At 64.5% G+C, this 20,105-nt stretch carries 18 protein-coding genes; 4 read left to right on the top strand and 14 right to left on the bottom strand.

Translation table 11 applies throughout. The features are described 5' to 3' along the window. Nucleotides 1-11: 11 nt before the first annotated feature. The 11 genes from HMPREF1868_RS00265 to HMPREF1868_RS00215 all read right to left on the bottom strand — a co-directional run bounded on the left by HMPREF1868_RS00265 (nt 12) and on the right by HMPREF1868_RS00215 (nt 9,814). Complete coding sequence (locus HMPREF1868_RS00265; RefSeq protein WP_062529359.1) at nt 12-824, bottom strand: ABC transporter ATP-binding protein; 813 nt, start codon at nt 822-824, stop codon at nt 12-14. Further along, nucleotides 821-1,861: a FecCD family ABC transporter permease gene (locus tag HMPREF1868_RS00260; protein ID WP_156439360.1), complete on the bottom strand. Its 1,041-nt coding sequence runs from the start codon at nt 1,859-1,861 to the stop codon at nt 821-823. Before HMPREF1868_RS00260 ends, HMPREF1868_RS00265 begins: the two co-directional genes overlap by 4 nt. 482 nt (nt 1,862-2,343) lie before the next feature. Further along, nucleotides 2,344-2,739 (bottom strand): 30S ribosomal protein S9, encoded by a 396-nt coding sequence (rpsI, locus tag HMPREF1868_RS00255; RefSeq protein WP_009278129.1) that lies wholly within the window; start codon nt 2,737-2,739, stop codon nt 2,344-2,346. A gap of 3 nt (nt 2,740-2,742) precedes the next feature. Further along, nucleotides 2,743-3,180 carry a 50S ribosomal protein L13 gene (rplM, locus tag HMPREF1868_RS00250; protein ID WP_009278130.1) on the bottom strand — a complete coding sequence of 146 codons (438 nt, stop codon included), beginning with the start codon at nt 3,178-3,180 and terminating at the stop codon, nt 2,743-2,745. A 173-nt stretch (nt 3,181-3,353) separates the two neighbouring features. After that, complete coding sequence (locus HMPREF1868_RS00245; protein WP_062529357.1) at nt 3,354-3,998, bottom strand: DUF5028 domain-containing protein; 645 nt, start codon at nt 3,996-3,998, stop codon at nt 3,354-3,356. 29 nt (nt 3,999-4,027) lie between these two features. After that, nucleotides 4,028-4,657 carry an ATP-binding cassette domain-containing protein gene (locus HMPREF1868_RS00240; protein ID WP_062529355.1) on the bottom strand — a complete coding sequence of 210 codons (630 nt, stop codon included), beginning with the start codon at nt 4,655-4,657 and terminating at the stop codon, nt 4,028-4,030. An 83-nt stretch (nt 4,658-4,740) separates the two neighbouring features. Beyond that, nucleotides 4,741-5,511, bottom strand: a complete 771-nt coding sequence (locus tag HMPREF1868_RS00235) for a hypothetical protein (protein ID WP_040656691.1) — start codon at nt 5,509-5,511, stop codon at nt 4,741-4,743. Between the two features lie 59 nt (nt 5,512-5,570). Then, the gene (locus tag HMPREF1868_RS00230; RefSeq protein WP_009278135.1) at nt 5,571-6,422 is read right to left on the bottom strand and encodes a hypothetical protein; all 852 of its coding nucleotides are present in this window, start codon (nt 6,420-6,422) and stop codon (nt 5,571-5,573) included. Beyond that, nucleotides 6,419-7,087, bottom strand: coding sequence for a hypothetical protein (locus HMPREF1868_RS00225; RefSeq protein WP_062529353.1), 669 nt, complete (start codon nt 7,085-7,087; stop codon nt 6,419-6,421). Before HMPREF1868_RS00225 ends, HMPREF1868_RS00230 begins: the two co-directional genes overlap by 4 nt. Beyond that, a complete protein-coding gene (locus HMPREF1868_RS00220; protein WP_062529351.1) occupies nt 7,084-7,386 on the bottom strand; it encodes a hypothetical protein in 303 nt (100 codons plus the stop codon). Before HMPREF1868_RS00220 ends, HMPREF1868_RS00225 begins: the two co-directional genes overlap by 4 nt. A 112-nt stretch (nt 7,387-7,498) precedes the next feature. Beyond that, nucleotides 7,499-9,814, bottom strand: a complete 2,316-nt coding sequence (locus HMPREF1868_RS00215; protein ID WP_062529349.1) for a LuxR C-terminal-related transcriptional regulator — start codon at nt 9,812-9,814, stop codon at nt 7,499-7,501. 202 nt (nt 9,815-10,016) lie between these two features. Between HMPREF1868_RS00215 and HMPREF1868_RS00210 the strand changes: the two genes are divergently transcribed. The 4 genes from HMPREF1868_RS00210 (at nt 10,017) to HMPREF1868_RS00195 (ending at nt 15,274) form a co-directional block, all read left to right on the top strand. Then, a complete protein-coding gene (locus HMPREF1868_RS00210) occupies nt 10,017-11,498 on the top strand; it encodes a glycoside hydrolase family 32 protein (protein WP_062529347.1) in 1,482 nt (493 codons plus the stop codon). Between the two features lie 43 nt (nt 11,499-11,541). Further along, entirely contained in the window at nt 11,542-12,837 is a 1,296-nt protein-coding gene (locus HMPREF1868_RS00205) for a glycoside hydrolase family 32 protein (RefSeq protein WP_062529345.1), read from the top strand. 54 nt (nt 12,838-12,891) lie between these two features. Continuing rightward, entirely contained in the window at nt 12,892-14,307 is a 1,416-nt protein-coding gene (gtfA, locus tag HMPREF1868_RS00200) for a sucrose phosphorylase (protein ID WP_062529343.1), read from the top strand. Between the two features lie 67 nt (nt 14,308-14,374). Further along, nucleotides 14,375-15,274 carry an HAD-IIB family hydrolase gene (locus HMPREF1868_RS00195; protein WP_062529340.1) on the top strand — a complete coding sequence of 300 codons (900 nt, stop codon included), beginning with the start codon at nt 14,375-14,377 and terminating at the stop codon, nt 15,272-15,274. A gap of 208 nt (nt 15,275-15,482) precedes the next feature. Here the strand turns inward: HMPREF1868_RS00195 and HMPREF1868_RS00190 are convergent, their stop codons facing one another. The 3 genes from HMPREF1868_RS00190 to HMPREF1868_RS00180 all read right to left on the bottom strand — a co-directional run bounded on the left by HMPREF1868_RS00190 (nt 15,483) and on the right by HMPREF1868_RS00180 (nt 20,091). Further along, nucleotides 15,483-17,006 (bottom strand): glycoside hydrolase family 32 protein, encoded by a 1,524-nt coding sequence (locus HMPREF1868_RS00190; protein WP_062529338.1) that lies wholly within the window; start codon nt 17,004-17,006, stop codon nt 15,483-15,485. Nucleotides 17,007-17,066: 60 nt separating this feature from the next. Continuing rightward, the gene (locus HMPREF1868_RS00185; protein ID WP_062529337.1) at nt 17,067-18,017 is read right to left on the bottom strand and encodes a carbohydrate kinase family protein; all 951 of its coding nucleotides are present in this window, start codon (nt 18,015-18,017) and stop codon (nt 17,067-17,069) included. A 109-nt stretch (nt 18,018-18,126) separates the two neighbouring features. Continuing rightward, nucleotides 18,127-20,091 (bottom strand): PTS sucrose transporter subunit IIABC, encoded by a 1,965-nt coding sequence (locus tag HMPREF1868_RS00180; protein ID WP_062529333.1) that lies wholly within the window; start codon nt 20,089-20,091, stop codon nt 18,127-18,129. Nucleotides 20,092-20,105: the final 14 nt, after the last annotated feature.

The following is a 20,105-nucleotide window of genomic DNA, read 5'->3' as shown; positions in this document are numbered from 1 at the left end:
ACGACAAAGAATCACCTCATCGTCGTTCGTTGTTCCCGCACTGCCTCGGCCCCCAGGCGCTCGCTGGGCACGCAGGCGCGCGCCGCGTCGCCAAAGAGCGAGCTCACCGTGACGCCCATGCCATAGAGGCTGCTCATGCGCTCGCTCGTCACCACCTCCTGTGGACTGCCAACCCCCACGACGCCCCCCTCGCCCATGGCAATGACCAGGTCCGAGTACAGGTAGGCCTGCTCGGGCCGGTGGGTCGACACAATCACCGACCTCCCCTCCCTGGCCAGGGACTGGGCAAGCGAGAGGACCTTGTCCGCGTTGGCGAAGTCCAGCGCGCTCGTGGGCTCGTCCAGAATCATGGCGCGTGCGTCCTGGGCTATGGCCCGGGCAAAGAGGACGAGCTGGAGCTGGCCGCCCGAGAGCCGGTTGACGCTGCGATGCGCCAGGTCGGCGATGCCCACGCGCTCCAAGGCCGCCATGGCCCTGTCCTCGTGGCGGCGGGTGGGGGTCCTGAGCATGCCTAAGTCTGTGCCGCAGGCCATGAGCACCATGTCCACGACCTCGTAGTCGAAGACGTTCACGTGGGCCTGGGGAATGTAGGCCATCTGGCGGGCGCGCTCCCTCACGCTGAGCTCGCGCACGTCATGACCGTTGGCGAGCACCGTGCCCTCGTAGCCACGGATGCCCAGCATGCAGCGGAAGAGTGTCGTCTTGCCCACGCCGTTGGGACCCAGCACACAGGCAAGGCTGCCGTCGGGCACCCCGAAGCTGAGGTCGCGCAGCACGCGACGATTCCCGTACGAGAAGCTGAGGCCACTCACCTCGAGGCTCATCGACGCCGCCCCCTCGTGATTAGGCGCATGAAGAAGGGCGCGCCGATGAAGGCGGTGAGGATGCCTATGGGAATCTCTGCCGTGGTGGCCAGACGGGCGACGTCGTCCACCACCAACAGGAAGCCGGCGCCCAGCAGCATGCTGGCGGGCAGGAGGTGGCGGTAGTCGACGCCCACGATGCCGCGGGCGAGGTGCGGGACCACGAGCCCCACCCAGCCGATGATGCCCGTGACCGAGACGCTCGCAGCCGTGACCAGCGTGGAGCAGACGATCACCGCACGGCGGACGCGCGGGGCGTCGACGCCCATGCTCAGCGCCTCGTCGTCCCCCATCGTGAGCGCGTTGACCTGCCAGCGCAGGGCAAGGAGCCCCGCGTTGCCCACGAGCATGGGAATGGCGACGAAGGCAAGGTCGCGCGGGCTGGCGCTGGTGAGCGAGCCCATGAGCCAGAAGGTGATGGCCTGGAGCTGGGCGTTGGGGTCTGCCACGAGCTTGGTGTACGAGACGCCGGCCTGGAAGACCGAGCTTACCATGACGCCTGAGAGCACGGTGACCAGGATGCGGTTCCCTTTGGCGCGGCCGCTGAGCCAGAGGACGATCGCCACCGACGCCATGGAGGTCACGAACGCTGCGATGGAGGTGCCCATGCTTCCAAGCGAGAGGAGCAGGGCCACGCAGGCACCGAAGGCCGCTCCCTGTGAGGCGCCCAGGAAGTCAGGAGACACCAGGGGGTTCTGGAAGACGCCCTGGAAGGCGGCGCCGGAAGCGGAGAGAGAGCAGCCCACCATGAGCGCCAGGAGCACGCGGGGAAGGCGGACGTTGAAGAAGAGGGTCTCTTGCTGGGGCGTCCAGCCGGGCGTCACCGGAAGCACCCGTCCGACGAGCATGCCCAGCACCTCCCCCACGCCCATGTGATACCGGCCCAGCATAAGGGAGGCGAGCGCGACGACGGCGACGCCGAGGGCGAGCAGGAGGAGCTGCGTGGGATGGCTGGCGCGACGCAGGCGCCTGCCCAATGCGTACGCGACGTTCTCCATGTCCCTCGCCCCCTCTCGTCTCTCCTACGTTATAGCTAGACGAGTATATCGAAGGATTACGAATCACAATGACGATTTGACAAATTAATCGTTTGAATGTCAGACTTTTCGTCTTGAGCGGAGGTCCCTGCCGCAGGCACAGGCACAGGGTGCACTATCGATTGCGGGCGCCACGGACTTGGCTGCGCCATCTCGTCCAACGCGCACCGCTCTTTGATGAAAACGCCCGACGCGTGCCAAATTCTCTCGAAAACGTCCAACACGCCTCTCGCTTCCGCGTTTGCCCAGTTGGCAGGAAGGAGAAAGACGCGTTGGACGCCGTCGGCGCCCTCTCGCACGCGTTGGACGTCGTCGAGCAGGACACGCGCCAAGCGCCCCCCGACGACGCGACCCCGCACGCGAGCCGTCATCCCCGTCATTCCATGAGCAACAAAAAAGGACCCGCCGAAGCGGGTCCCAGATTCGCGAAAGGCCAGAGGAGACTAGCGCTTGGAGAACTGCGGGCGCTTGCGGGCCTTCTTCAGGCCGTACTTCTTGCGCTCGACGGCGCGGGCGTCACGGGTGAGGAAGCCGGCCTTCTTGAGATCGGCACGATACTCGCCAGCCTCGAGGAGAGCGCGGGCGATGCCCAGGCGCAGGGCGCCGGACTGGCCGTTGATGCCGCCGCCATCGCAGTTGGCGAAGACGTCGAAGCGGTCGACGGTGTCGGTCACGCGGAAGGGAGCGGTCGCGTTGTCGACGAGCTGCTGGCGGCCAAAGTAGTTGGCGGCGTCGCGGCCGTTGACGGTGACCTTGCCGGTGCCGGGAACCAGACGGACGCGGGCGACGGCCTCCTTGCGACGGCCGGTGCCGGTGTAAACAGCGGTGTTGTCAGCCATCGGTTAAGCCTCCAGATCGATCTTGACGGGGTTCTGAGCGGTGTGCGGGTGCTCGGGACCAGCGTAAACCTTGAGCTTCATGCCCTGCTGGCGACCAAGGGTCGTCTTGGGGAGCATGCCCTTGATGGCGTGCTCGACGACGCGCTCGGGGTGCTTGGCCATGGCCTCCTTGAAGGACTCGGTCTTGAGGCCGCCCAGCCAGCCGGAATAGCGCCAGTAGGACTTGTGCTCGGCCTTGACGCCGGTAAGCTGGACCTTATCGGCGTTGATGACGACCACGAAGTCGCCGGTGTCGGTGTTGGGGGTGTACTGGGGCTTGTTCTTGCCACGAAGGATCATGGCAGCCTTGGTGGCAAGGCGTCCCAGCGTGGCGCCATCGGCGTCGATGAGCACCCAGTTGCGCTCGACCTCGCCAGGCTTGGCGTAATGAGTCGACTTCATTTGACTCCTCCATGTACTACGTATCGGTACGCTTTTTCCTATGAGGTTACGGGGCTCAGTGGAAAAGCCTTAAAAGTATACAGCAGCATTCCAATGCCCCGAGCGCTCAAAATAAGCACACAAGTGGAGGCGAGAGGGGCGGCGCGCACCACCCGGCGCACGCCCAGGACGTCCTATGCGACGTCCAGGTGGACGACCTTCCTCACCGGCCCCTTCGTGACCACGAAGCCGTATTCACCCGGCTCCAACGTGGGAATGTACTGGTAGTCATACGGCTGTGGAAACGTCGCCTCGAACATCGTCGACGCGAAGGGCACATGGATCACGTACTCGGTCTTCGGCCTGATTGAGAGCTTGTAGGAGCCATTGATCTGGGGGACGGAGCAGGAGAACAGCATGGATTGCACCCTGATCCAATACGCCGGCGTCTCAGGGCACTTGACGGACCACCCGATGGAGTCGAGGTAGCCCCTCTCGTCCTCCGCCCCCTTCTCGTTCTTCATCGTTATGTCGGCGACCAGCAGCGTCTTGGCATCCAGGTCCGTCCCCTCTTGGGCGAGCCGCTCCATCTGCACGCGTGCGGCATCGTCGTCCTTGCTGAACTCGGCCAGGTATTCCCTGACGGACATGCGGCGCGCGTCCGTCACACAGATCGAATACCCCCTCGTGTTCTCGTACCTGTATTCGGCAAAGGCACCTTCCAGGGGAACGTCCTCGTTGGCCTGGAACCACTCCTCGGGGATGACGGGAGCCCTCGCGTTCACCACCCAGATGCGCGCCGCCAGGGCAACGGCGACTGCGCAGGCGACCAGCGCCAAGGTCAACGCGCTCCAAGCACGACCACGCCTCATGGCTGCCTCAGCTCCTCGTGCCCGTCGATCCGCCCCTCCGCAATGTGGTAGACCTCGTGGGAAAGCTCCCGGAGGATGTCTGCCGCATGGCACGCCAGGACAATCGTCGCACCACGCCGCTGCTCGCGCCTCACCAGCCTCTTCAGCATCTCCACACCATCCGCGTCGAGAGCGTTCGTGGGCTCGTCGAGCAGCAGGAGCGAGGGCCGCTCGAAAAGCGCCCCGGCAATGCCGAGCCGTTGCTTCATTCCCAGCGAGTACTTGCGATACGGACGCCTGTCGTCTGGATCAAGCCCGACGTCACGCAGGGCGGCCAGGCAGTCATCCTCATTTGCCAGCCCCTTGATGGAGGCGAGGAGCCTCAGGTTGTCCCTCCCGCTGCGGTCAGCCAGGAAGGCGGGGCCCTCCAGCAGGAGGCCCACGCTGGGAGGGAAGGGGATGTCCTTCCACAGCTCCTTGCCGTCGATGGTCACCCTTCCGGCATTCGGCCTGATCAACCCCGCGATGGCGCGCATGAGCATCGTCTTTCCCGAGCCGTTCTGTCCGGAAAGGCCAACCGTTTCGCCAGCGTCCGCGCACAGGCTGACGTCGTCTAGGACGCTCACGCCCCTCAGCCGCTTGGACAACCCACTGACCTCTACGGCACAGCCGGAGCATGCATCGCCAGACGCGACGCCGGTGCCAGGATCTGTCACGACCAGACTTCCCCTCATATCGAGAGCTCCTTGTCTATGCAATCCATCCGCGAAAAGTGAAGACCTCCAACCAGCACGCTTGCCGCCGCTATGACCAGGGCATAGCTGGCACCGCTCCTCAGGCTCATGCCATTTGGAATCGACAGGTCAAGCCGTGCGATCATGAGGTATTCGCCCGGCAGAAGGGGGTGGAACAGATACGCCGACGCCAGGAGGACGACCGAGGTGGACGCAAATGCCAGAGTCGGGCCCAGCGCGAGGGACAGCGCTAGCTGGAGCAGGCAGACGGCAACGACCATCAAGGGAAACACAAGGACGAAGGGCCTGAGGTCATAGGGGCCAGCAAGCTCCGAGCCAAGTCCCGCGCATTCCAGGAAGCCATCGGGGACCAAAAGGGAAGGCTCTCCTCCCCACAACAGGGAGACGATGGCACAGGCGACAACGAGCAGGGCGCAGCCAAGCAGGGCGACAAGCGTCACCCACAGGCACTTGGAGAGCCACCACGACCACCTGCTACCTGACGCAACGAGGACTTCCCTCCCATACCCCATGAGATCCCTGTACGGATAGCTCAGGGGTATGTACGCGACGAGCATGAGCATTAGCATCCACCCAGCCGGAAACCGGAAAGCCACCTCATGATCAGGGTCAAAGACGCTCATCCCACCCATGGCCGCCACAATGGCCTCGCCGAAGGTGAAGGGGGGATCCCAATAGTCTATTGCCATGGTGAAGAGAAGCTGCAGAAACGATAGGCAGCCGCCCCCCACGGCCAGCAGGGCCACCCGCCCTCGCGTCGAGCGAAGGCCTTCCGAAAGGTCAGACCTCACAAGGTTTGCGAAGGTCACAGGACGTCACCGTCCCTTCGAAGACGCAGGGTCGCAAGGGAGACCGCGAGCATGAGCAGCGCCATTGCCGCCATTGCGACACCGCTGCGCAACGGTCCCTCGCATACGCCCTCCAGCACGGAAATCATGTCGAAGCGGAATCCACCCACTCTCGCGATGTAGAAGATGACTTTGCCCAGCTGCAGCGAGCCGAGGGTGAGCAGATACGAGCCCGCAAGCAATATGACGCGGTTCTTGATGACCAAGGAGGCGGCGAGCACCAGAACGGACCAGATTCCGCATAGCGCGGCATCAACAACAAGGTTGACCACAAGGTACAAAAGGGGCCGTGAGTACAGGAGCCAAGAGAGGGTCTCCTGTGCCGAAAGCCCGATGTACAGGTTGTCGAGCACCTCGGGCGCATAGCCTGGGAGCGCACAGGAAAGGACAAGGAAGTTCAGCGCCAGAGGCACGCCCACGACCAAGGCGCCCGAACAGAATACCGCGATGCACTTGGACGCAAGATAGCGACTCCTCGACGCGCGCACGAGCATCTGGTTCGCGACCCCACAGTCAAGCTCAGACCTCAGCGAGCATGAGCCAGCAAGGGCCGCCAGGAGGGCCACAAGCTGAAAGAACGCCTCGCGCGGCAGGTTACTGTGCAACAGAAGGCTCCTGCCATAGCTCCCCCGTTTGGATGTGACGATGTACTCGCGGACACCTCCTTCCTTGAGGCTCTCCCATTCACGCACGCTCGCGATCCCACAAACGGCAGAGGCAACGGCAAGCGCCACGGCAACGAGCAAGGCCGTGGCAAACCATTTGCTCCTCAGAACCTTGTTGAGCTCCAGCGCCAGCAATGTCCTCATGACTGCCCCCTCAGATCCCTGGGAGCCAATGGCACCTCGTAGCCGCCGTAGCCCCAACTCCCCGCAGTAAATGACCCCTTGTCCGCATCATCTCTTCTCACCACGTATCCAAAGACGTAATCTCCCTCGCTGCCAGGGACGATGCCAAAGTAGCCGCGCTCGGCATCCTTGGTTGCCGTCCCAGGCCCATCCAGATAGGCATGCTCTATGCATGGGCGCAACCCGGCCACGCCCTCGATCATGAACAGCTGGTTGCCCAGCTTTGTCGCGTGCCGTGGCTCTGCGTCGACATTCGAGACGTGGATGCGAAACAACACCAAGTCGAAGTCCTCCCCCTGCCTTCCCTCGCTGAAGTAGTTTCCCGCGTAGAATGCGTCCTCCACCCAACCGTCGAACTCCTTGCGGGCCTGGTCGGGTCCGTCAAAGACGACGGCATCCTCCACGCGCACGCGCATCGTTCCGCGGAATGGAGAGTCTTCGCGATCGTCCTTGGTCCCAATCGTGACCTCGTCCCCCTCCTGCGCCTTCGTTCGACTCTTCTCCTCCTCTTGAATCTCGTGGCAAACTTGGGCATCTAAATGGGACTCGTAGCCCTTGTATGCAAGCGCCGCCAAAAGACAGGCCGCGAGCAACACTGCGGCGGCGATGCGCTCATTCCTCTTCACGTAGCCTCCCAGTGGTGGCCTGGCGGAGTCGCCCGCCGGGCCATCTCCGTCCCTATCTGTTCATCCGCGATGGGGCCCTTTGCGGAAGCGTCCTCCTGGACGGCAGCCTCTTCGGTGGCATCCCCCGCAACGGCACCAGCTTCGAAGGCCCCCTCAAGTTTGGCGGTCGCCTCGACGGCATGCCCCGTGGCAGAATCTTCCTCAAGGGACCCTGCATGCGCGACCGTGGGATTGACAGCTAGGCAACAGGCAAGTGCAATGGCAAACAGACTCAGATGGGACATGTGTTCGAGCCTCATCTTGCTTCCTTTCGTCTGACCGACCAAAGGTGGTGGCGCGCCACCACAAACGATGGCCCGCCAAACGCGACGGGTCTGTAGTCAGCCGATATGAAAGTGGAAAACGGGGTGTTTACAGGCGGATAAGCTGCAGCAACAGATTTACGAGCTGCGACCTGCCATGTACGCCGAGCGAGGAGTAGACGGCACGCCTGGCAGTGTTGACCGTTCCCCTGGAGACGAACCGGCGCTCACAGATCTTCTGCGAGGAGTACCCATAGGCGATGTCGCTCGCAACCTCCGCCTCGGTCTGTCCGAAGCCGAGGCCAAGCAGGAGGTGCTCGGTCCTCTCGCGCGTGAGGCCCGATCGGTCAAGGCTGCCCCTCAGGCGCTCTGCCACCTCGACGCTCCGGCAGAGGCACGCAAACGTCGTCCCGGCACACAGCGCAAGGAGGAGGGACGAGCTCAGGAAGATCCCCCCAAACGCCCCATGCCCCCCAAAGGGTCGGGTGAGCACCTCGTTGCCAACCATCAGGAAGCCAACGCGGTTGACCAGGACGTCAGCTGCAACCACGCCGAGCCCAAATGCGACAAGCGGCAGGGACGGACCAGGTGTCGCCGACTTCGCACGCGCAAACCTTCGCCCTAGCAATGCGCAGGAAGCCGCCGCGAGTGCGAACAGGGAACCTCTGACATTCGACAACAGCGAGACGGCAAGCAAGGCAAGCGCGAGGGCCATCCGCAAGTACTGACGCTCGCTTGCCAGCAGATACAAGCCCCCTGCCGTCACCAGAAGCAGGAAAACCGTAGTTTGCAGCGAGGCTGCGAACCACGGCCCCACGCGCCAGGTCTCCTCCCATGCGGCGCCCATGCAAAGGGATGTCAGCAGCATGGCCCATCCCGCCAGGCTATCCCAGCGCCCCCAGCCACCCGGCACCGCCTCCGTCTGCTGCTGCAACAACAGCTCAATCAGCATGGCGGTGCCAAGAAGGGAACCGGTCAGCTCGAAGGGAATCCAATACCCGCCCACCCCTACCGCAAACCGAGCCATGCCGAGCGACAGCATCGAAGCGAGGGCAAGGGCGACACGGGAGGCGCGACGGCCTTCCGAAGGATGGCAACCCGCCAAAGAGGCCCCGCCTGTCATGAGGCACGCGAGCGCGGCCCCATAGACAAGCGGTCGCCCCGCGCCCCACGCAGGCAGAGTGATGCCCCAGGGAAGCAGGAGCGCGGTCGCGACAGCCGCTTCGAGCGGGCGTGAGGCAGCCGACGCAGGCACCCTCCGTGCGCCCGTCGAGCCCTCGGCCGCCAATCGCCCCGATTCCTCGCCGTCCGAATGGCCATAGGCGGCGGGTTGGCGATCTGACATCCCGATGAGCTCGAGGAGCGCCTTCCTACCCGTCACACTGGCCTTTTTGTAGACGCGTGCCATGGTGCTGCGAACCGTTGCGGGCTTCACCCCCAGAAGCTCGCCCACCTCCCTGGAGCTCCCCCCGCACACGACCCCGACCGCCACCTCGAGCTCGCGGGGAGCGAGCCCGAGGCCTAGCAGGGCCTCCCTGGTCTCCTCGTCCGGCCTCACATACCCGTCTCCGAACGAGGGCTCAGGCTCTGCCGAATGACTCCGTCGTCCCTCGGCCCCATGTGCGGAGAGGGCAAAGAGGCAACGAGCGCGAGGCAGCCAGCACGCCGCGGCAATGAGGGAGAGCAGTGCATACGGCCACGAGACCGCCTGACCAAGGGGAATCACCCTCGTAAGGGACCACCAGGCAAAGGATCCGACGCCCACGCGCATGGGCATCGGGTCCAGCTTGCCGTCAGGGGTCGCACTCATCCCCAGGAGGATCAGCGACGCCACGGGAATCACGACAAGGTTCACGGGAGAGAAGCCAGTCGTCCAGAGCCTGCCGGGCGCCATACGACCGTCGACGACGGCCGTGACGGCATATGACAGCCCCCTGACGAGAAAACCCGCCGCGATCGCGGCGAGACCCCCTCCGCCGCTTGGCTTCTTCTCGTCAAGGCCGCACGAGGCGCCGCGAGGGGGACGCGTCTCCTCCCCGGACGGGCATGAGGAGGGGGCGAGCGCGGAGGCGAACGCAAGCACGGGAGTCGCCAGGAGCCAGGCGTGCCGGAAGGAGGCGAACCAATCCATGTCGAAGGGCCATGCGTATCGTGACATTCTCGCAAGCGAGAGGCAGAGCGCCCACTCCACGGAAGCCAGCGACGCAAGGGCAACGACGCCAGCGGCTCGGAGCCGTCGCGCGAGGCCATCCGGAACAACGCGAGCGAGGACGAATCCCGCACAAAGCCCGAGCGCCACCAGCGCCTGGTTGCCGGACAACGCTGGGTTCGGTGCCGTCAACGCATAGAACGGCATCGTCGTGAGGAGGGCGAGCCCCACAAGGCGGACCAGAGGTCCACGGCCTTCCGCAAAGCGCGCTTCCATCGGATGGACTCCTCCCCCTCTCTAGACACACACATCATAGGAGCTCGCCCTGCACGGCAGGAAAACCACTCGCACGACGCGGGTGCCGCTCGCCGCCGCCTGGCATACTATGAAATCGTTCTCAGATAAGATTATAAGCAGATATGCAGACGTGCTGGCAGGGTCCGTGCACGCCTCGGCACACCCAGGGAAGGGGCATTTCATGAGCGACGAATCCTGGCGTCCCAAACTCCACCTTGCACCCCAGAAAGGCTCCCTCAGCGACCCCAACGGACTGTGCCAGTTCCGCGGCACCTATCACATCTGCTGCCAGAACGCCCCCGAGTACCCCGGCAACTTCGACAGCCCCCACGGCTGGGGCCACTACGTCAGCCGCGACCTGACCAACTGGGTCTTCCTGGGCTGCCAGGTCATGCCCGACTGCCCCTCCGACAAGGACGGCTCCTACTCTGGAGGCGCCTACCTCGCCACCCCCGAGGACGGCGCCGACCACGGCGGCGAGGTCTGGTACTACTACACGGGCAATGTCCGCCTGCCCGAGGGTGACGGCACGCTCGCCGGCCGCCTTGCCAACCAGACGCGCATGCGCAGCTACAACGGCATCCACCTGGGCCCCAAGGAGGTCGTGCTCGACAACTCCGGATACCCCGCCTACTGCTCCAACCACGTGCGCGACCCCAAGGTCTGGAAGCAGGACGGCGCCTTCCACATGCTGCTGGGCGCGAGGACGCGCGAGGACAGCCGCGGCGCGGTTCTGTGCTATCGCTCCGAGGACGGCGAGGCCTGGGAGCTCGAGGGCTCGGTCACCAACACCGACCCCACGCCCTTCGGCTACATGTGGGAGTGCCCCGACCGCATCGTCCTCGCAGACGAGAAGGGCGCGCCCCACGAGTTCCTTGCCACCTGCCCCCAGGGCACGGACGAGCTCGGCCTCCCCTACATGCTCCAGAACGTGCACGGCAACGGCTACTTCCCCATCGAGGGGACCCTTCTGGACCTCCTCCACCAGGACCATGAGCTCATGGACGCCAAGGCCCCGCACACCGCCATCGACCAGACGACCTTCGTCGAGTGGGACCACGGCTTCGACTTCTATGCCTGCCAGACCCTCGTAGACGAGAGGGGCCGCACGCTCCTCGTGGGCTGGATGAGCCTGCCCCACGACAAGAACGACGTGCGACCCTACGACAATCCCACCAGCACCTGGCGCGGCTGCCTCACGGTCCCGCGCGAGCTCGCGCTAGGTCCGGACGGACACATCCTTCAGAACCCCGTGGCAGAGATCGACGCGCTCCGCGGGAAGGCGGTCGCCTTCGAGGGCAGCGCCAGCATCCCCAAGGTGTCGGACCTCGTGGTCTCTGGCATCGAGGGAGAGGGCACCCTACGCTTCGACGACGCCCTCGAGCTGCGCTTCCACGACGGGGTGGCAGAGTTGGAGTTCATCGACGACGAGGCGGGCCAGGGCAGGAAGGTCCGCCGCGCCAGGGTCGATGCCGCGCGCGACGTCCGCGTCGTCATGGACACCTCCGTCCTCGAGATCTTCGTCAACGGCGGCGAGACCGTCTTCGGCACCCGCTACTACAGTGACCCCGAAGACATCAGGGTGTACCTCGACTTCCCCAAGGCCACTGCCGTCTGGTACCCCATGTCGCCCATCAGCGTCAACTACGTCGTCGACCGCTAGTCAGCACCCGACACCGCAAGACAGCCACCACGGAGAGGCACACATGCAGAGCATCAACTTCCACACGCATCGGGGCTGGATGAACGACCCCAACGGGTTCATCTACTACAAGGGCGAGTACCACCTCTTCTACCAGTACTTCCCCCATGCCACACAATGGGGGACCATCTGCTGGGGACACGCCATCAGCCCCGACCTCGTCAACTGGCAGCAGGAGGACATCGCGCTGTTCCCCTCCAAGCCCGCCGACCAGAACGGTTGCTTCTCGGGCAGCGCCATCGAGAGCGGGGGCAGGCTCCGCCTCTTCTACACGGGCGTCCACTACGACGAGTTCGACCCCGACGACATCAACAAGTGCATTCCCGGCCACTTCACCTCGGCGCAGCTCACCATCGAGTCACCCGATGGCCGCAGCTTCAACAACTTCGAGGACAAGCGCGTCATCATCCCACCCATCGAGGACCCCGAGCTGGGCGACGCCACCCACACGCGTGACCCGAAGGTATGGCAGGGTTCCGATGGCTGGTACCTGGTCCTGGGCAGCAACATCCACCGCAGGCAGGGAGAGGTCCTCTTTTACAGGAGCCAGGACCTCGTCAACTGGGAGTACGTCAACCGCACCGTCCTCGATCCCGAGCTTGGCTGGATGTGCGAGTGCCCCGACCTCTTTAGGGTCGACGGGAGCACCGTGCTCCTCGCCTCGCTGATGGGCTATGAGGGCGGCAGCGACCAAAGCGTCTGCTTCGTCGTCGACTACGACGAAGCGGGCTGCTCCATCGAGTTCACTGGCGAGCGGCGCCTCACCGACTACGGCCACGACTTCTATGCGCCGCAGACCACGACCGATGCCGAGGGTCGTCGCGTCATGGTGGGCTGGATGCGCATGCCCGAGCCCGTCGACGACAAGTGGATCGGCATGTTCACCGCACCGCGCATAATCGAGGTCGTCAACGGGCACACCTACTTCCGCCTGCATCCCAACGTACGCCATGCCATCGCCCACCGCACCAATGCGTCAGCGCACCACCGTCCCTATCTCTTCGGGACCACCTTGCACGAAGGCGACCACATCGACATCGGCGGTCTGCGCGTGTGGCAGGACAAGAACCGCGTCCACGTCGACCGCAGCAAGGTCTACCGTCCGCGCGAGGGCTTCACGCATATGCACTCCATGACGCCCGAGGTGGCAGACGAGAACAAAATCGAGATGCTCGTGCACGGGCACATCGTCGAGGTCTACGTCAATGACGGCGAGTACGTCATCAGCAACATGGTCTATGGCCTGGGCAACTCGATGTCCACCAACTCGTCAGCGGACTTCACCATCCTCGGCCTCTAGGCCACGCACGGAGGCACGACATCCACAGCACCCACCAGCCGCAGGGAGAGTCACATGAGGTTCGAGAACAAGATCATGCTCATCACCTACGCCGACAGCCTGGGGAAGAACCTCCGGGACCTCGACCAGGTGCTTGCCAGGCACTTCGACAAGGCCGTGGGCGGGGTGCACATACTGCCCTTCTTTCCTAGCTCGGCAGACCGCGGCTTCGCCCCCATGCGCTATGACATCGTCGACCCCGCCCTTGGCAGCTGGGATGACGTGCGTCGCATAGGCGAGAGGCGCTATCTGATGTTCGACTTCATGATCAACCACATCTCGCGCCAATCTCCCTACTTCCAGGACTTCCTGGCCAAGAAGGACGAATCCGAGTTCGCCGACTTCTTCATCAGGTACAAGGACTTCTGGCCGGGAGGGGCCCCGACCCAGGAGCAGGTGGACGCCATCTACAAGCGCAAGCCCAAGGCGCCGAGCGTCGTGGCGGAGTTCGCGGATGGCAGCCGCGAGGACGTGTGGTGCACCTTCGGGGAGGAGCAGATCGACATCAACATCAGGTCCGATCGCGCGCAGCGCTTCTTCCGCGAGACGCTGACCCACATGGCCGAGAACAACGCCTCCATCATTCGCCTCGACGCCTTCGCCTACGCCGCCAAGCGCGCGGGCAGCAGCTGCTTCTTCGTGGAGCCGGATACGACCGAGCTCCTGCGCGACATGCAGGAGGTGCTTGACCCCTACGACGTCATGGTGCTCCCCGAGATTCACGAGCACTACACCATCCAGATGCAGGTCGCGGACAAGGGCTACTGGGTCTACGACTTCGCCCTGCCCGTGCTGACCCTGCATGCCCTCTATTCGGGCGAGGGCAGCTACCTCGCAAACTGGCTCATGATGAGCCCCAAGCATCAGTTCACCACCCTCGACACCCACGACGGCCTGGGCATCGTCGACGTGAAGGACCTGCTGCCCGACGAGGCCGTCGACTACACCAAGGACAAGATGTTCTCGGAGGGGGCCAACGTCAAGAAGGTCTACAACACCGAGGCATACAACAACCTCGACATCTACCAGGTCAACACCACCTACTACTCCGCACTCGGCAATGACGATGACGCCTACCTGCTCGCCCGCGCCATCCAGTTCTTCGCCCGCGGCGTGCCCATGGTCTACTACGTCGGCCTTCTCGCTGGCAGCAACGACATAGAGCTGCTCGAGTCCACCAAGGAGGGCCGCAACATCAACCGCCACTACTACAGCGTCGACGAGATAGACCGCGAGGTCGAGCGCCCCGTCGTGAGGGACCTCGTCAGGCTGATGGAGCTGCGGAACAGCCATCCCGCGTTCGACATCGAGGGCGAGCTCGAGGCAGACGCCCAGGGCAGCAGGCTTCGCATCCGCCGCACCGCAGGCGAAGCCTGGGCGCAGCTCGACGCGGACCTCTCGTCGCATTCCTTCGAGGTAACACACTCGTAGGGACATGGCCACCGACGGGCACGGCGCCCTCCAACCCAGCCGGAGCCCGAACACGAAGGAGCACCCCTTGCTACCCGCAAACACGCACTTCCCCCAAGGCATCGGCGCGGCATTCTATGACCTGGACGGCACCATCCTCGACCTGACCCGCGTCTCCGAGCGCACGGTCGCCGCCCTGGAGGCCGTGCATGCGGCGGGCTGCGCCAACGTCATCTCGACCGGCCGCAACCTGCCCATCGTGCCCGACGCCATCAGGCTGCCCTGCATCGACTACTACATCACCGTCAACGGCGGGCAAATCCTCGACGGAGAAGGCCGTCACCTGGCGAGCAAGGCCATCCCCCGCGACATGGCGCTCGACATGGCTCGTTGGCTGCACTCCCGCGGCGCCGGCCTCAACGTGCTCACCTCGAGGGGAGCCTACTTCGAGAAGCGACTCGTGTCCTACATGACCCAGGCCGTGCATCGACTGGACGACAGCAGCACCCTGAGCGACGAGGACCTCGACGAAGAGATCTCGAGCATCCCCAACCGCTTCACCGTCGACGACGTCGAACCCGAGATTCTCGCGGTCGACGAGGTGACGAGCTTCGTCGAGAAGATGGGTGCCTGCTTCGACACCGCAGACGACCTGGCGCGCGATGCCGCAGAGTTGGAAGGGCGAGGAGACCTGCAGATTGCCGTCGTCACCCCCACCGAGATAGAGATCACCCTCAAGGGGGTCGAGAAGGGCTCGGGCATCGAATGGGTGCGGGAGCGGCTGGGGCTGGACAGGGAGCAGCTCGTGGCCTTCGGCGACTCGGGCAACGACCTGCCCATGGTGCCGCACGTCGGCGTGTTCGTGGCCGTGGGCAACGCCTCCGAGGCAATCATGGAGCAGGCGTCGTGCGTCGTCGACACGATGTGGGAGGACGGCGTCGCCAAGTGGCTCGAGCACGCCCTCGAGGGTGAGTGGTACGAGGCGTAGCCACTGACTTGTCCGCCGCAGCGGAGGTTTGGGACAATGCGCGGCTGGCCCACCCCGTAGGGAGAGAGCCAGCCGCGCACTCCATTCGCAAACTGCGCGTGACTTCACGATGACCTGCAGCTTCGCACAGGCGCGCGCAAACTACGGCTAATCTGCGCGCGCCCGTGGCCACGTGCAATGCCACGCGTCACGCGGGCGTGCTACGCCCCTAGCCCACGTTGTTGAAGACAAAGGCGCCCATCTCCCACGCGCCATGCAATGCCTGGAGGTCGGACGTCACGTGCAAGTCGGTGACCTCCAGGGGATACCAGCGCGTGGTCATGGTCTTCTCTCCCCCGTTTACGTAAATCTCTATGACAGAGGTGTCCACCAGGATGCGCAGGTCGGTCACGCGTCCCGCGCTCAAGGCCGAAAGGGGCAGGCGGCGGTTGGTGCGCCAGCGTCCCGAGGGACTCTGAAAGTCGAGCTCGAGCATGTCCCCATGGAGGAGGAGCTCGAGGTCGGAGCCAATGATGACGCGCCCCTCTCCCTTGATGTCCTTGATGAGCACGTCCGCCGTCCCGTTGGGGAAACGGGCCGACTTCGCCCCCGTGACGTCGAACATGTCGCAGGTCGTCTGCGACCCCACATAGCCCGTGGCGCCCGGCGCGGCGCCCTCGCTAAACTCGACTTCCGTGCCGCGCAGGGAGTCCACCTCCTCGACGGGCCAGAAGCACACCTGGCCGGACTTATTGAGGGAGAGCTCGCGCGGCAGGGTCAGCGTGTGCATCCACTCGCGTGTCGGTGTCTCGTACTGGAACTCCACGTCCGGCAGGCCGATCCATCCCACGCAGAGCACGCGGCCGCGCTCATCTTCGAAGACCTGGGGGCAGTAGAAGTCGAAGCCGTAGTCGGTCTCGACGAAGTCCCCCTCGTCGAAGCAGGCATAGGGCCCCTCGCCGTCCATTCCCTTCAGGTCCCGCCCAAGCAGGTCGATGACCTTCCCCTCCACCGGGAAGTAGCCGCAGTTGTGGATGTTCTGGTACTTGAACGGCTGCTTGGGGACCCCTTGGGGACACACGAAGAGGAACTCCCGACCGTCCAGTCGAACGGCGTTGGGGCATTCCCACATATAGCCGAAGCCCCTTCTGCCGCGCGACGTCGCCGACCCCTCGAACTCCCAGGCGAGCCCATCGCCCGAGCGATATAGGAGCACGGCGCCACGACTGTCCGACGTACGGGCGCCCAGCAGCATGTGGAAGGCCCCGTCCTGCTCCCACACCTTGGGGTCGCGCACGTGGTTGGAGCAGTATGCGGGATATCCCTCGTTGTCGAGGACGCAGACCTTCTCGCTGAACGTGTTGCCGTCCTCGGAGGTCACGAGTATCTCGTTTGCACGACGCCCCTCGAAGTCATAGTCATGCTCGCCGGGGTCGAGCACGTTGCCCGTGTAGTAGCACCACAGCCTGTCATCCTTGACCAGCGCGGACCCCGAGTAGGAGCCGTTGCGGTCAAGCTCGCAATCGGGCCGGATCACCTCGCCATGGAAGGTCCAGCTCACGAGGTCCTCGCTCGTCCAGTGCCCCCAGCCATGCCCCACGGCGGGCCACTTGGGCGTGTACTGGTGAAACCAGTGGTAGACCCCGTTGAGCTGGGACAGGCCGTTGGGGTCGGTCAGGCCGCCCGTGGGCGTCTGCAGGTGGAAGCGCAGTCGCCAGTTGTGCTTGGGGTTCCAGTTGATGTCGACGGCCATGGGGCTTCCTCGATTCGGGAGGGTTGACGTGGGTGCGCGCGAGGGGCAGGCGTCGGCTGGCTACGCCAGGACCCCAAGCACTTCGGCACGCTCGGGCATCGCGGGGATGCCGCCACGCTTGCGGACGCAGAGCGACGCCACGGCATTGCCCATGCGAGCCATCCCCACTGCCTCATCAAGTGCCACCTCTGCGGGGGCCAGACCGCTTTCGAGAAAGGCGGCAAGGAACCCGCCCCAGAAGGAGTCGCCGGCACCCGTGGTGTCCACCGCCTCGGTCTTGAACGGCGGAACTGCCGTGACGCCATCTTTGGTGCATACCAGGGCGCCTTCGGAGCCCAGGGTGACGCAGCAGACCTTCACTCCACCAGAGACCAGCGCCCTCGCCGCTTCGGCGGGGTCGCGGCGACCGGTCAGCAGCTCGCACTCGTTGTCACTCATCTTCATGATGTCCATGTAAGGCACCACGGCGCGCATCTGCTCCATGGCCGCCTCCACGCCCGGCCAGAGGTTGGCGCGGTAATTGGGGTCATAGCTCATAACGCAGCCGGCGGACCTTGCCACGTCCAGCGCAGCGAAGGTCGCGGAGCGTGCAGGTTCGTCGGTGAGGGAGAGGGAGCCGATGTGGAAGACCCTGCTCTCGGCGATGAGCCTCGTGTCGAGCTCGTCGGTGGTGATCTGGGTGTCGGCCCCAGGCTTGCGCGCGAACGAGAAGGAACGGTCTCCCTGCTCGTCGAGCGCCACGAAGGCCAGGGTCGTGAAGTAGCTCGGATCCGTCAGCAACCCTCGCACGTCGATGTTGTTGGCCTCCATCGTGGCACGCAGGAACCTGCCGTGCATGTCGTCACCGACCTTGCCCAGAAAGGCAGTCTGGTGACCCAGGCGCTGGAGGGCGACCAGCACGTTTGCCGGTGCACCCCCAGGGTTTCGCTCGAAGAGCTTCTGGCCGGCGTCAGATATACCCGCGTCCGTAAAGTCTACGAGCACCTCACCCATGGCAGTAACGTCAATCATGCCGAGCTCCCTTTCAAACGATGGGTCGGCCCACAAGGGCCCTCATTCCAACGGGGGGCAGCCGCTCGTGGCAGCCGCCCCCCACACGCGCATGTCTGGCGCAAGCGCCCTATCCGAGTTCGATGAGCGCGGCTCCGGCCTTCACCGCGCCGCCAATGTGGGTGTTGACGGTCCCGTACTCGTCAGTGTTGGTGACGATGACCATGGTCGTCGGATCGAGATTGGCGGCCTTGATGGCACCGAGGTCGACCTCCATGAGCAGGTCACCCTTCTTGACTACCGCACCCACGGTGGTGTGAGGCGTGAAGGGCGCGCCCTTGAGGTTGACGGTGTCGATGCCGATGTGGATCAGAATCTCGGCACCCTCGTCAGAGAGCAGGCCGATGGCGTGGCCGGTCTCGGCCAGGACCGTGACGGTGCCCGTGACGGGGGCGTACATCTTGCCGTCGCTGGGAACCACGGCGGCGCCGTCACCCATCGCCTTGCTGGCGAAGACGGGGTCGTCCACCTGATCGAGGCCGATCGCCTGACCGGCGCAGGGCGCGAAGATGACCTCGGCGTCGGTGGGGGCGGTGACGCCCTGGTTGGACTGGGCGACGCTCGCGGCGACCGCAGCGGTCTGGTTGGCAGCCGCCTGGGTGGAGGCAACGGCCTGCTCGGGCAGGGACTTGCCCTGCCTCTTGGCGTCGGCCTCGTCGGAGTAGAGGGTCCAGGTGATACCGAAGGCGACCGCAAAGGCGGCGGCGAACATGATGACATAGCCAACGGCATTGTCGATGCAGAGCAAGATGCCGAAGATGCCGGTCACGCCGGTGCCGGTGGCAGAGAGGTTGGTGAAGTAGCAGATCACGCAGCCGACGGCAGAGCCGACCATGCCAGCGACGAAGGGCTTAACCTTGGGCAGGTTGACACCGAAGATTGCGGGCTCGGTGATGCCAAGCAGGCAGGAGATGCCGGAGGGCACCGCGAGGGCCTTGGTCTTGTCAGACCTGGTCTTGAGGGCAACGGCCAGGCAGGCACCGCCCTGCGCGATGTTTGCGGCAGAGGCCAGGGGCAGCCAGTAGGTGACGCCGTGCTGGGCGATCATCGAGACGTCGATGGCGGTGTACATCTGGTGCAGGCCAGTGACGACCGACGGGCTGTAGATCAGGCCGATGACCGCGTTGCCAAGGCCGAAGGGAACGGAGAGCAAGGCCATGAGCAGGCCAAGGATGGCGTTCTCGAGGAAGACGAAGATGGGGCCGATGAAGAGGATCGTCACGTAGGCCGCGATCGAGACGGACAGGAGCGGCGTCAGGAAGAGGTCGAACATCTCGGGGACGATCTTGTGCAGGCGCTTCTCGAAGAAGCAGAGAATCCAGACTCCCACGAGGATGGGAATGACATGCCCCTGGTAGCCCACCCAGTCGATGCTATAGAGACCGGGGATGACGTTGAAGGTGACCATCGTGCCGTCGGCGATGGCGGTGGAGGCGTTGTATGCATTGATGAAGTCACCGCTGATGAGCAAGGCACCCAGTGACGCGCCGAGGTAGGGGTTGCCGCCGAAGACGGTTGCGGCGGAGAAGCCCAGGAGGATCTGGAGGTTCGCAAGCGCGCAGGCGTTGATCAGGCCCGCGATCTTCCAGTACACGTTGTTGGAGAGGTCGACGTTCGGGAAGAGGAAGGGGATGGCCCCCATGATGCCCATGAGCATGCCGGAGGCGACGATTGCCGGGATGATGGGGACGAAGACGTCAGAGAGGACCTTGATGGCCGCCATGAACTTGTTCTGGTTCTTGGCGGCAGCCTCCTTGACCTCGGCCTTGCTCGCCGCGCTGATGTTGCCCTGGCCGATGAACTCGTCGTAGACCTTGTCGACCGTGCCCGTGCCAAAGATGATCTGCAGCTGGCCCGAGGCCTCGAAGTTGCCCTTCGCGCCGGGGATGTCCTCGAGCTTATCCTTGTCGATCTTGCCGTTGTCGGCAATCACGAGGCGTAGTCGGGTCGCGCAATGAGCGGCGGACACGACGTTTGACGCGCCTCCGATCGCCTCCAGCGTGGCCCTTGCGGCCTCTTTGTAATCCAGCGCCATTCTTCCTCCCTTGT

The sequence above is a fragment of the Olsenella sp. DNF00959 genome (assembly GCF_001553055.1).
GTDB lineage: Bacteria > Actinomycetota > Coriobacteriia > Coriobacteriales > Atopobiaceae > Olsenella_I > Olsenella_I phocaeensis.
Note: the sequence above shows the minus strand (reverse complement) of the source record. Positions and strands in the feature narration are given on the sequence as shown.